Consider the following 12,322-nt stretch of genomic DNA (forward strand, 5'->3'; position numbering starts at 1 on the left):
TTTTTCTCTCTTCCCCTCCAAATAACCCATTTTTGTGAATAAAATGTTTTACGACTGCTGACTATTTGTTCGATTTAAAAACCGAATTAAAAAATACAGCACCGAAACCGTTAATAAAAAGATAGCGCCCACAATTAGCGATAAACGAGTTTCTGGATTAATTGCCATTCCGACTAATACACAGCCTAAAAATAGCAATGTCGCATAGTTAACCCATGGGAATAGAATCGATTTAAAGGTATGCCCCGCCATGTGCTGTTGGTTTTGTTTACGAAAACGTAGCTGGCTGGTCAGTATGACCAACCAAGGAACCATTCCTGGCAACACACTGGCACTATACACATACACAAACACTTTCTCTGGATTCGGAATCAGGTAATTCAAACTAGAGCCTGCAACCAAACATAAGATGGTGAAACCGACACAGCGGGCAGGAACCCCACTTTTCGTCAATTTCAGCAGCGAACTCGGTAACTGCTTATTCTGAGCCAACGCATACAGCATTCTCCCACCGCTATACATGCCGCTATTACAGCCCGAAAGTGCCGCAGTCAGCACTACAAAGTTAATCACCGCTGCCGCAGAGACAATCCCCACCTTAGCAAACGTCATCACAAATGGGCTACCTTGCTGCCCGACTTCTGTCCACGGAAACAAAGTCACCACAATAAAAATTGCGCCGACATAAAAAATCAAAATACGCCACAGAATATTATTGATGGCTTTTTTCAATGTGACTTGCGGATTTTTAGCTTCACCCGCAGTAATCCCCACCAGCTCGACACCTTGATACGACGCCACCACAATACACAGCGCAAACAAGAAACCTTGCCACCCCCCAGCGAAGAAACCGCCATGTTCTGTAAGGTTGCCTAAGCCAATCGGCTGAAAATTATTACCCAGACCAAAGAAAATCAACCCAAGCCCAATCAGTATCATCACCACGATGGTCGTCACTTTGATCATGGCAAACCAAAATTCCAGCTCCCCATAGAGCCTAACCGCTGCTAAATTAGCTAAAGCCACTAATACGACGGCGACCATGGCAAATATCCATTGAGGGACATCAGGGAACCAATATTTGGCGTATTCCCCTATCGCGGTGATCTCTGAGATACCCACAGCCACCCACATAAACCAGTAGCCCCAAGCCGTTAAGCAACCCCAAAATGGACTTAAATATTTATACCCAAATGAAGCAAATGAGCCAGTGACGGGCTCAAGAAACAACATTTCCCCCATCGAACGCATAATAAAAAAGACAAATAGCCCAGCAATAATATAGGCTAACAAAACCGATGGGCCAGCCCATTTCAACGTACTTGCAGAGCCCATAAACAGCCCTACACCAATCGTTCCACCAAGTGCAATTAACTCAATATGACGAGCCTCAAGCCCCCGTTGCAAGCCTTGCTGCGGCTTCTCCATAAATTCCCCTGTCATTAATAGTGATTCAATATCCGTAGCTTTAATGGCAATTGCCTTATTAGAAATCGCTACTTACAATCGAAAATGTCATAAAAACACATGATCGCCCCAAGATACCGTGAGATCTCTTAGGCTGCATCTATTTTTGAAGGATTATAGAAATATTTGAAAAAAGAGACCAGCAATTACGCCAGTCTCATTTATTGGAGGGCTAGTACAGCTTACCGCCAGAAGGTTTTTATAGCTTACCGCCATAGTAATAGCCCAAGAATTTGAGCAATTTAAACTGGCGTTTAATTCGGGTTGGTTGGGATAGAAGACGATACAGCCACTCTAGCCCTAAATTTTGCCATACCTTTGGTGCTCGCTTAACATGCCCAGTAAAGACATCGTAAGTCCCGCCGACGCCCATATATAAGGCGTCTGGATGTACTTTGCGACAATCACGCATAAAGATTTCTTGCTTAGGCGATCCCATGGCAACCGTGACAATTTTTGCGCCACTCCCACGGATACGTTCAAATAATGCATCCCGATCTTCCGCAGTGAAATAGCCATCTTGGGAACCCACAATATTCACATTCCACTGAGAACGTAATTTACTGGTTGTTTGTTCCAAAATATCCGGTTTACCACCCACTAAAAAAACGGGCGTGCCCTCTTTTCCTGCGCGCTCCATTAAGCCTTCCCATAGGTCAGCTCCAGCAACACGAGAGACTTCTGCTTGCGGGTATTTACGGCGAATAGCCCGTACAATGCTGATCCCATCTGCATACAGATATTCAGCCTGACCCAATAAGGTATTCAAAGCGGAATCTTGTTCAGCAATCATCACTTTTTCAGCGTTGATCGCCACTAATGTACCGGTCTTGGTCTCACCGCCAGCAAACAGATAATCTAAAAAATGGGCCATGTTTTTGAAGCCCCAAATATTATGACCTCTGATGCTATATTGAGGAATTGATGACTGTTCCATGCTGCTCCTTTAACGGCTTTCCCGTTGCCCACTTCGTAGATAAGAAGAGGCTTTAATACGAATAAGACCCGCACTTTCAAATAACCAGTACAGTAATTTTGCTAATACCAGACAGAGTCCGAATACTAAACAGAAAAAGACCACTCGCGACACAAAGGAATCGACACCTTCGCGCGCTAAAACAATCATATTGAAAATCGCACCAAAGCAAAATGCCTGCATAATCGCTGCTTTATAACGATTTGGCTCTTTCAAACTCATGCCATAAATCCAGTCAAACCACTTGATAATCAGCCCAACCACAATGGCGCCGAGAGGAATAAATAACAATCCGCCCATCACGACCAATGACCCAATTAAAGTGGGCGAAATAGCTAAGCCTGAGTGATTATTCAGAACTTCCCACGTAAAGTAGTTCGCTGAGTTCAGCACGGTATCAGGACGTTCTGGCCATACCCATGATGGAATAAATACATAGAAATCCCGAACAATGGGCGCTAAACCTTGGAATTCCATCTGGTCATAATAACTGAGTAATAACGCTAAGTTTTCCCACGGTGAGAACGTATCGCGAGTTAGGTAAAGGAAGGTGTAAAATGCCTCCGCCCCGCTCACATCCAGCCCATAACGTTTTAGGGCTAACCAGAACATGCCCACAATACTTGCAACCCCCGCAGCCGCCAGCATCCATAACGTAATCCAGCCTCTCACAATTCCAATAAACAGGAACAAGGCAAATGCCAGAATGATGTTAGCGCGCGTTCCACCCACAATCACATAGGTTAAGAAGCCAAATGCTACCGTACTGATCAGGAAGAAAAACCAGCGTTTTTGCGTCGGATTTAAGAAATAAACGATCAACATGGCAGGGATAAAAAAGTAGAAAAAGCGTTTTAGTGCAACACCAGAAACCTGACTAGAAAATATCTGACTGTAAGACTTCAGCTTAAATAGCAAGAAGCCATTTTCCATGAAGAAAATGCCGACCGTGACAACCGCGACCGAGATTAATAATAGGCAGGTTAAGTTGGTTTCAACTTTATTCATGCTAAATAGCGCACGCCGCTGGGTATCTACCTGTTTTGTTAGCCTTGTTTTGTATGCCACATAATAAATTGCATAAAAACTCGTCGACGCTAACATCGCATACATTAAATAATCAGCGGAAACCACTGCAACATCAAACTGGAACACTAAGGCGCAAGTTAACGGAAAACCGAAGTAAAACGTCAACAAATACAACATTGAGAAGAAAATATTAAAGTTAAAACGCACGCGTAAAAATTCTTTATACAGCAGCGTGCCAATAAAAATAATTGATATCAGGTAAATCAGCGCTAAGCCACCTAATTCTAAAAGTGTCATGCTCGATGTCATGCTCGCTCCTCCGCAACGCTGAGGATCTGTTTCCAGCCTTCAGTAAAGTTAGGAGCAAAAAATTCAATCTGTTGTTTATCCAACATGTTCATTTGGCGCTGGGCTTCCGATACCAAAGGCAGAGTCAGTTCATCACCATAGAAAAAGACCGGAACATTCTGGGCAGTAAGGTCTTGCCAGAAAGTATTTTGTCGGCTGATAACAAATGGAATACCGAATTGAATCAGTAAACACACCGTTCCCACCCCTTGTTGGCGATTAAAAATGAAATAGCCGAGGTCACAGGTTTTCAGCAAATTCAAATAATCGCTAAATTCCATACGTTGCTTCAAGATCTCAACCTGTCCCGCTGCAAACTGGCTGTTTGCTGCCTGCTCCACTTGATCCATATAACTTTGATTGTTTGCAGGGTATCCCATTGGGACGATAATCTTAACCTGACCCCCAAACTGCTGTTTAATCGCGCCCAGTGCCTCTATATGACGATTTGAACGATCACCTGAGTTACCGAGAAGAATGGTGAGTTGCTCATCTTCTCTAGGCTCACGCTCGCTTACCGTCAATGTAGGATCCATTCTGGTTGGAAAATAGAGTACAGATGCAGGCACATTGGGGTTGAACTGGTGGAAATAGCACAAATCTCCCCGCGTAGCACAGACATGCCCCACCTTTTTCTGCGCTAAACGACGCAGAATATAAAACAGTTTAAATTTCAGAGAGCTCGATTCTTCATACAGGTCTGCCCCCCAAATATGCCACCAAAATTGGTGAGATTTTATTTGGCCAAACAATAATGCAAGCCAGATTGGGGCGTTAAATTGTCCATGGAAGAAAAAACGTGCACGGCGATCCGCTTTCGCACGACGGATCACCTCATTTGCGATTGTTTTTTTGCTATTAAAAACTTCAATTTCCAGCTCAGGATAAGCATCAGCAAGCTGCGCATCTTGGCTAACCACCATAAAATGCGGTTTTTGTGACGGTGCTGTTTCTTGGCAAATAACGCGATTAAAAAACGTTAAAACCGTCTGATTATGATGTGGGAGATCAGATCCCAGTACATGTATTAAGGTTGTCATGCTCGCCTACGGTAGATCAAAAATACGCAACAACAGAGAGTAAAATATACGATATATGTCGCCATATAGGCTTGTGTGGCTCCGACTGCGCCATGTTCAGGAATAAGCCAATGAGCAAAGCCCGTTAATAACACAAATTGACTGATTTCCGTTAGAACATAAAAACGTAGTGCGGCTTTTGCAATGACTAAATAGCCAAATACGTAAGCGCCCACTTTCAATACATCACCCACCAGCTGCCAAGCAAACAGGTTTCTCATCCCAGTAAATTCTTCAGAAAATAGTAACCAAATAGCAAAGTCTCGTAGCAACCAAACCGTGAAACTCACCGCGGCAACTACAGGTAAAACAAATTTCAGTGCTTTAATGATCTCTGCGGAGATTTCACTCTTATGCTGTAAACGGGATAATGTTGGCAACAAATACACTGAAAATGTTGCCGTAATAAACTGTAAATAGGCATCTGAAATTGTCGTCACACCCGTCCACAAACCGACTTCATCCCAACTGTATTTTTGGGCGAGCAAGTTACGCATCATGATATAAGCAACAGGCAAGGTCACCGCCGTTAACATCGCCATGATCGTGAATTTGCCTAAATTGCTGGCAATCGCTTTGTCCCATGCAGGTTTTAGCGATGACAACGCAAATTGTTTGCGCTTAAATACCATTCCAGCTGCAGGAAGTACCACTAATGCAGGGACCAGAGCCAGACCCGCTAATGCCCCTTCATAGCCACCCACTCGATAGCATAAATAATAGGCGACAACGCCAATTATGCTACCAAAAATGATAGCTAAGGCATTGCCTGGTGCATCTCGATAACCTTTGAGAATTGCCAAAAAATAGTTCGCATACGCGATACCCATTTGAATCAAGGCAACCATGCGGATCACTGAACTGTATTGCGCAGTATCAAATAACGCAGCACTTATTGGTGCACTGCATAGTAAAAAGATAATAGCTAATAGTGTCGAAAACCCGAGGATAATCGTCGAAGAGGTACCAAGCACTGCACGTAATTTTTGCGGATCTTGGTGATGTTCTGCCACATATTTAGTGACACCATTAAAGATCCCTGCGCCAGAGAGCACCCCTAGCACAGTAATTAATTGGCGGAAGTTACCCGCTAGTCCCACACCGCTGGGACCAAAAGAGACTGCAAATAATTTAACAATTAACAGGCCCACCCCGATTTTTATCAGGGTAGACCCAGCAGTCCAAACCGATGCTTTAGCTAATGACATTAGGCAAAGAACGCTTTGATTTTCTCGATAACACTTTGTTGTTCGTCATCCGTCATGTTGTAGAACATCGGTAAACGAACCAAACGGTCACTTTCAACTGTCGTGTATTTATCTTCACCGTGGAAATAACCAAATTCCATACCCGCAGGGCTGGTATGCAGTGGTACATAATGGAAAACCGTCAGAATGCCATGAGCTTTCATATAGTCATTAAATGCTGTGCGTTCTTCTACATTTTTGAGTTTGATATAGAACATATGCGCATTATGTTTTAACCCTTCAGGCACGGTTGCTAACACTAAACGTTTCGCAGCGACTAATGGCTGTAATGCTTGATAATAGCGATCCCACAACAGTAAACGGCGATCGTTAATTTTGTCAGCCTGTTCTAGCTGAGCCCACAAATACGCGGCTTGTAAGTCAGATAACAGATAGCTTGAACCAATGTCGCGCCATGTGTATTTATCTACTTGCCCACGGAAAAATTGACTACGGTTAGTACCTTTTTCTCGGATCACTTCTGCACGGTTAATCAATGATTTGTCATTAATTAATGTCGCTCCACCTTCGCCACCAGAAGAGTAGTTTTTGGTTTCGTGGAAGCTATAGCATCCGATATGCCCAATCGTTCCAAGCGCTTTGCCCTTGTAAGTCGACATCACACCTTGTGCAGCATCTTCAATTACAAATAAATTGTGTTTTTTCGCGATCGCCATGATGGTGTCCATTTCGCAAGCTACGCCAGCATAATGAACAGGTACAATGGCACGAGTGCGATCTGTAATTGCCGATTCAATTTTAGTTTCATCGATGTTCATGGTATCTGGGCGGATATCCACGAAGACAATTTTTGCGCCACGTAAAACAAATGCGTTTGATGTAGAAACGAAGGTAAAGCTTGGCATGATGACTTCATCACCCGGCTTGATATCAATCAGAATAGCAGCCATTTCTAACGAAGCGGTACAAGACGGCGTTAACTGAACTTTCGGGCAGTTAAAACGTTTCTCCATCCACTCTTCACAAAGTTTTGTGAAACCACCATCCCCGCAAAGTTTGCCACTTGCCATGGCTTGTTTCATATACTCAACTTCAGTACCTACAACGGGTGGTTTATTAAATGGAATCATGTTGTCCCCTGTATAACCAATATGCTGTGCTGGCAATCGCCGCACCGCTACGTGAATAAAGATTTAATGCCGCAACATTACTCATTTGAGTGGCAACATTTAACTGTCTTTTTTGGTGTTGCACACACCACTGATAAGCCGCTGACATTAACTTTCGACCAATACCGCGCCCTTGTGCATTTGGCATTGATGCCAACAGCCCGACTCTTGCAGTATCTGCATCAAGGCTGCGTAGGCTAACAAAACCTAAAATTGCACCCGCACTATCTTTAACCAGTAAACAGGTATGGTCGAATGTGCCTAAAACGGCTTTTTCAATCCATAATCCATAAAACCGGCCGCTATCACCTTCATGATACCAAGGCGTTCTAAAACGGCTGTTGCTAAACACTGACTCCGCTGTTGTGCGCAGTTGAACAATGTCGCTGACTTGTGCAGCAACGACATGATCCGTCTCGGCCAATGCCGTATTTAGATAAGCATTTTCTGTGCCAATCGTTAAAGCAAAGTCAATTTCACCCTCGACAAAGCTGAATCCCATTCCCGCTAAATCATCAATTAATGCAGTTTCAGATGCAGAAACTTTTGCCTGCACAATGTCATACTTATCCATTTGATAAGCGAGGATGGTTTCGGCATCAGTCTGCGTAAAATTCAGCTTTGCCGTTGAGTGTCTGAAAAAATCAGACTCCCAATCGAGTGGCTCAATACTGGCGCGGACGGACACGGAGTAAATCCTCTAAGTATTTGCCATAGCCTGTTTTATTCAGTTTAGCTGCCGCTTCTTTCACTTGTTCATCGCTCAACCAGCCATTGCGCCATGCAATTTCTTCTAAGCATGCCACTTTGAAGCCTTGACGTTTTTCCACAGTTTGCACAAATGTACCGGCTTCAATCAGGCTGTCGTGAGTCCCAGTATCTAACCAAGCAAAGCCACGGCCCAATAGCTCAACATTTAGCTCGCCGCGCTCTAAATACATTTGGTTGATAGAGGTAATTTCCAGTTCACCACGTTCTGATGGCTTGACTTGCTTTGCAAAATCAACCACTTGGTTATCGTAGAAATATAATCCCGTTACCGCCCAATTAGATTTTGGCTGTTTGGGTTTCTCTTCAATAGACAGTGCTTTAAAATCGTCATCGAACGCCACAACACCGAAACGTTCAGGGTCCATAACTTGATAGCCGAACACAGTCGCGCCTTTTTGACGTGCTGCCACAGACATCAGTTTTGGGCTAAATGAATGGCCAAAGAAGATATTATCGCCGAGCACTAAGCAACAAGCATCACCATTGATAAACTCTTCACCAATAATGAAAGCTTGAGCCAATCCATCTGGGGATGGTTGCTCGGCATAACTCAGTTCAATACCAAACTCATGACCATCACCCAATAAACGCTTAAACATCGGTAAGTCATCAGGTGTAGAAATCACGAGGATTTCACGGATCCCTGCCAGCATGAGTACGGACAGCGGATAATAAATCATTGGCTTATCGTAGATAGGCAGCAGCTGTTTTGAGATGCCGCGAGTGATTGGGTGTAAACGTGTTCCCGAACCACCAGCCAAAATAATACCTTTCATACGACCTCCTAGCGGCCTAAGCCCAAGCGCTCACCGGCATAAGAGCCATCTTGAACACGGCGCCACCAAGTTTCATTATTCAAATACCATTGCACGGTTTTACGAATGCCGGATTCAAAAGTTTCTTGTGGTGTCCACCCTAATTCACGCTCAATTTTTGCAGCATCAATGGCATAACGCATGTCATGACCCGGTCGGTCTTTCACGTAAGTGATCAAGTCACGATAGTGAGCAACGCCTTGAGGTTTCTGTGGATACAGTTCTTCCAACAGCTCACAAATCGTTTCAACGACTTCAATATTGCGGCGCTCGTTGTGCCCGCCAATATTATATGTAGAGCCCGGTTGTGCCTGAGTTGCTACTAAATGCAGGGCACGCGCATGGTCTTCAACAAATAGCCAGTCACGGATCTGCTCACCTTTGCCATACACTGGCAATGGTTTACCCGAAATCGCGTTCAGAATAATTAGAGGGATCAGCTTCTCAGGGAAGTGATACGGCCCATAGTTATTCGAGCAGTTAGTGATCATGGTTGGTAAACCATACGTTCTCTGCCATGCACGAACTAAGTGGTCGCTAGATGCTTTTGACGCAGAATATGGGCTGCTTGGTGCATACGGTGTCGTTTCAGTAAAGAAACCGTCGGGACCGTCTAAATCGCCATACACTTCATCAGTAGAAATATGGTGGAAACGGAAAGCTAATTTTTTACTTTCATCAAGAGCAGACCAATAGTGGCGAGCAGCCTCTAACAGGGTGTAAGTGCCCACTATGTTAGTTTCGATAAATTCGGCTGGACCATCAATTGAACGGTCTACATGGCTTTCTGCCGCCAAATGCATGACGACATCGGGTTGATATTCAGCAAACACACGATCTAGCGCCGCGCGGTCACAAATATTAACGTGTTCAAAAGCATAGCGCTCATTGTTCGCCACTTCAGCGAGTGATTCCAAATTGCCAGCATAGGTCAAACAATCCACCACAACTGCACTATCATTTGTGTTTTCAATCACATGACGAACAACAGCAGAGCCGATAAAACCGGCTCCACCAGTAATTAAAATACGTTTCAACGCCATACTCCTTTCGTATCCACCACCCATTTTTGTGGGATTGCTGAACCTTGGATACCTTTAAACAGGTTATGGTCAACCAGCATTAAAACCACATCCGCTTCGCTAACGGCTTGTTCAATAGACACTAGTTCGGCGATACCTTTCAGGGATGTTGGTAGTTCATGGATATGAGGCTCAACAGCAAATGTTTTACCTGGGTTCCACTCTGCAACCATTTTAGTGATGTGCATTGCAGGGCTTTCACGTAAGTCATCGATATTTGGTTTGAAAGATAAACCGAAACAGGCGATTTTGATTTCGTTCGCTTTTTTACCTGTTTCAACTAAGCAATCAGCAACCGCAGCTTTGACTTGGTCAACAACCCAAATTGGTTTGCCATCGTTAACTAAACGCGCAGTGTGGATTAAGCGAGATTGTTTTGGACTTTGTGCCACGATAAACCATGGGTCAACAGCGATACAGTGGCCACCAACACCGGGTCCCGGTTGCAGAATATTCACACGTGGGTGACGATTCGCAAGGCTAATCAGTTCCCATACATTGATATCTTGGTCTGCACAAATCAATGACAATTCGTTAGCAAATGCGATGTTAACATCACGGAAACTGTTTTCTGTTAACTTACACATTTCTGCGGTTCTAGAGTTAGTGATTACACACTCACCTTCTAGGAAAATATTATACAGCTCACTAGCACGCAGAGAGGATTTTGGCGTCATTCCACCAACAACACGGTCATTTTTAATCAGCTCAATCATGACTTGACCCGGCAGTACGCGCTCAGGGCAGTAAGCAACATCGATATCCGCATCTTCACCCACTTGGTGAGGAAACGTTAAGTCTGGACGTGCGGCAGCTAACCACTGTGCCATTTGTTCAGTCGTACCCACTGGAGAGGTAGACTCAAGGATCACTAAGTCACCTTTTTTCAGTACTGGCGCAATAGATTCCGCAGCGGCTTTTACATAGACCAAATCAGGCTCATGTTCACCTTTGAATGGTGTTGGAACTGCAATCAGAAATGCATCCGCGGGTTGTGGTTTAGTGAAGGCTTTTAAGTGACCTTCTTCAACCGCTTTTTTTACCACAACATCCAGCTCAGGTTCCACGATGTGGATTTTACCTTGATTGATAGTATCAACCGCATGTTGGTTAACATCTACGCCGACAACTTGCTTTTTACGAGATGCGAAGGCTGCCGCTGTTGGTAAACCGATGTAACCAAGGCCAATAACAGAAATAGTTTCAAAACTCATAATTTCACCTGATTGCTTTTTAATGCTGCAAGAATACGCTGACAAGCATGACCATCACCATAAGGGTTATGTGCGCGGCTCATTTCATGATATTCCGCTTCATCTGTCAGTAACCGATTAACTTCATTTACAATGGTTTGTGTATCTGTACCAACTAAACGTACTGTTCCTGCATCCACAGCTTCAGGACGTTCAGTGGTATCTCTCATGACTAAAACAGGCTTGCCTAGTGATGGAGCTTCCTCTTGAATACCGCCAGAATCCGTTAAAATGAGATATGCATGGTTCATCAAATAAACGAATGGCAAATACTCTTGAGGACTAATGAGAATAATATTATCAATATTATGTAGAATTCTTTGTACTGGCTCACTCACATTTGGATTCAGATGAACAGGGTAAACCACTTGGACATCAGGATGTGTTTGAGCAATTTCAGCTAACGCATGACAAATACGTTCAAAACCACCACCAAAGCTTTCACGACGATGCCCTGTGACAAGAACCATCTTTTTGTTTGGGTCGATAAATGGGTAATTTTCGGCTAATTGCGCCATCATGTCTGATTTACCCATCACTTTTTCTTTGACCCACAACAACGCATCAATGACTGTATTGCCAGTCACAAAAATATGGCTATCTGGAATGGATTCGTTGAGCAGATTTTGACGAGAATTTTCTGTCGGTGCGAAATGATATTGAGCAAGATGCCCGGCAATCTTACGGTTACCTTCTTCTGGCCATGGCGAGTACAGATTTCCCGTGCGTAACCCTGCTTCTACGTGCCCAACAGGAATACGGTGGTAGAACGCCGCAAGACTGGTTGCCATCGTTGTGGCGGTATCCCCATGAACGAGGACAACATCGGGCTGAAAATCGGCAAATACCGCTTTTAATCCTTCAAGGATACGGCATGTAATATCAGTTAAATCCTGGCCTTGTTTCATAATATTGAGATCATAATCAGGCGTGATCTCAAATAAGTTCAGTACTTGATCTAGCATTTCACGATGCTGAGCGGTAACACAAACTTTAGCTTCAAAATCTGCATCACCCGCAAGAGCATGAACCAATGGCGCCATTTTAATGGCTTCTGGCCGTGTGCCGAATACAGTCAATACTTTCACAGTGACTCTCTTATCTTTATCTTCGCAGTTTACTGCT

Annotated in this window: 11 protein-coding genes; all 11 read right to left on the reverse strand. The window is 44.0% G+C overall.

All coding sequences use genetic code 11. From position 1 onward, the window contains the following. Nucleotides 1-48: 48 nt before the first annotated feature. Complete coding sequence (thrP, locus tag PROVRUST_RS09645) at nt 49-1,428, reverse strand: bifunctional threonine/serine APC transporter ThrP (protein WP_039854890.1); 1,380 nt, start codon at nt 1,426-1,428, stop codon at nt 49-51. Between the two features lie 238 nt (nt 1,429-1,666). Next, nucleotides 1,667-2,404: a lipopolysaccharide N-acetylmannosaminouronosyltransferase gene (wecG, locus tag PROVRUST_RS09650; RefSeq protein ID WP_006814606.1), complete on the reverse strand. Its 738-nt coding sequence runs from the start codon at nt 2,402-2,404 to the stop codon at nt 1,667-1,669. 9 nt (nt 2,405-2,413) lie between these two features. Next, nucleotides 2,414-3,769 (reverse strand): ECA oligosaccharide polymerase, encoded by a 1,356-nt coding sequence (gene wzyE, locus PROVRUST_RS09655; protein WP_039854996.1) that lies wholly within the window; start codon nt 3,767-3,769, stop codon nt 2,414-2,416. Between the two features lie 8 nt (nt 3,770-3,777). Continuing rightward, nucleotides 3,778-4,860, reverse strand: coding sequence for a TDP-N-acetylfucosamine:lipid II N-acetylfucosaminyltransferase (locus PROVRUST_RS09660; RefSeq protein ID WP_006814608.1), 1,083 nt, complete (start codon nt 4,858-4,860; stop codon nt 3,778-3,780). Then, complete coding sequence (gene wzxE, locus PROVRUST_RS09665; RefSeq protein ID WP_006814609.1) at nt 4,857-6,107, reverse strand: lipid III flippase WzxE; 1,251 nt, start codon at nt 6,105-6,107, stop codon at nt 4,857-4,859. The genes PROVRUST_RS09660 and wzxE overlap by 4 nt, the downstream gene beginning before the upstream one ends. Beyond that, nucleotides 6,107-7,237 carry a dTDP-4-amino-4,6-dideoxygalactose transaminase gene (gene rffA / locus PROVRUST_RS09670; RefSeq protein ID WP_006814610.1) on the reverse strand — a complete coding sequence of 377 codons (1,131 nt, stop codon included), beginning with the start codon at nt 7,235-7,237 and terminating at the stop codon, nt 6,107-6,109. The genes wzxE and rffA overlap by 1 nt, the downstream gene beginning before the upstream one ends. Continuing rightward, nucleotides 7,224-7,964, reverse strand: coding sequence for a dTDP-4-amino-4,6-dideoxy-D-galactose acyltransferase (gene rffC / locus PROVRUST_RS09675; protein WP_006814611.1), 741 nt, complete (start codon nt 7,962-7,964; stop codon nt 7,224-7,226). Before rffC ends, rffA begins: the two co-directional genes overlap by 14 nt. After that, nucleotides 7,942-8,823 (reverse strand): glucose-1-phosphate thymidylyltransferase RfbA, encoded by an 882-nt coding sequence (gene rfbA / locus PROVRUST_RS09680; protein WP_006814612.1) that lies wholly within the window; start codon nt 8,821-8,823, stop codon nt 7,942-7,944. Before rfbA ends, rffC begins: the two co-directional genes overlap by 23 nt. A gap of 8 nt (nt 8,824-8,831) precedes the next feature. Next, nucleotides 8,832-9,905: a dTDP-glucose 4,6-dehydratase gene (gene rffG, locus PROVRUST_RS09685; RefSeq protein WP_006814613.1), complete on the reverse strand. Its 1,074-nt coding sequence runs from the start codon at nt 9,903-9,905 to the stop codon at nt 8,832-8,834. After that, nucleotides 9,896-11,158: a UDP-N-acetyl-D-mannosamine dehydrogenase gene (wecC, locus tag PROVRUST_RS09690; RefSeq protein ID WP_006814614.1), complete on the reverse strand. Its 1,263-nt coding sequence runs from the start codon at nt 11,156-11,158 to the stop codon at nt 9,896-9,898. Before wecC ends, rffG begins: the two co-directional genes overlap by 10 nt. Continuing rightward, nucleotides 11,155-12,285, reverse strand: coding sequence for a non-hydrolyzing UDP-N-acetylglucosamine 2-epimerase (gene wecB, locus PROVRUST_RS09695; RefSeq protein ID WP_039854893.1), 1,131 nt, complete (start codon nt 12,283-12,285; stop codon nt 11,155-11,157). The genes wecC and wecB overlap by 4 nt, the downstream gene beginning before the upstream one ends. Nucleotides 12,286-12,322: the final 37 nt, after the last annotated feature.

The sequence above is a fragment of the Providencia rustigianii DSM 4541 genome (genome assembly GCF_000156395.1).
Taxonomy (GTDB): Bacteria; Pseudomonadota; Gammaproteobacteria; order Enterobacterales; family Enterobacteriaceae; genus Providencia; species Providencia rustigianii.

Excerpts from the sequence above, each read along its gene's own strand:
- thrP (WP_039854890.1), bottom strand. The coding sequence starts at position 1,428 with ATGGAGAAGCCGCAGCAAGGCTTGCAACGGGGGCTTGAGGCTCGTCAT.
- PROVRUST_RS09660 (WP_006814608.1), bottom strand. The coding sequence starts at position 4,860 with ATGACAACCTTAATACATGTACTGGGATCTGATCTCCCACATCATAAT.
- wzyE (WP_039854996.1), bottom strand. The coding sequence starts at position 3,769 with ATGACACTTTTAGAATTAGGTGGCTTAGCGCTGATTTACCTGATATCA.
- wecG (WP_006814606.1), bottom strand. The coding sequence starts at position 2,404 with ATGGAACAGTCATCAATTCCTCAATATAGCATCAGAGGTCATAATATT.
- rffA (WP_006814610.1), bottom strand. The coding sequence starts at position 7,237 with ATGATTCCATTTAATAAACCACCCGTTGTAGGTACTGAAGTTGAGTAT.
- wecC (WP_006814614.1), bottom strand. The coding sequence starts at position 11,158 with ATGAGTTTTGAAACTATTTCTGTTATTGGCCTTGGTTACATCGGTTTA.
- wzxE (WP_006814609.1), bottom strand. The coding sequence starts at position 6,107 with ATGTCATTAGCTAAAGCATCGGTTTGGACTGCTGGGTCTACCCTGATA.
- rfbA (WP_006814612.1), bottom strand. The coding sequence starts at position 8,823 with ATGAAAGGTATTATTTTGGCTGGTGGTTCGGGAACACGTTTACACCCA.
- rffG (WP_006814613.1), bottom strand. The coding sequence starts at position 9,905 with ATGGCGTTGAAACGTATTTTAATTACTGGTGGAGCCGGTTTTATCGGC.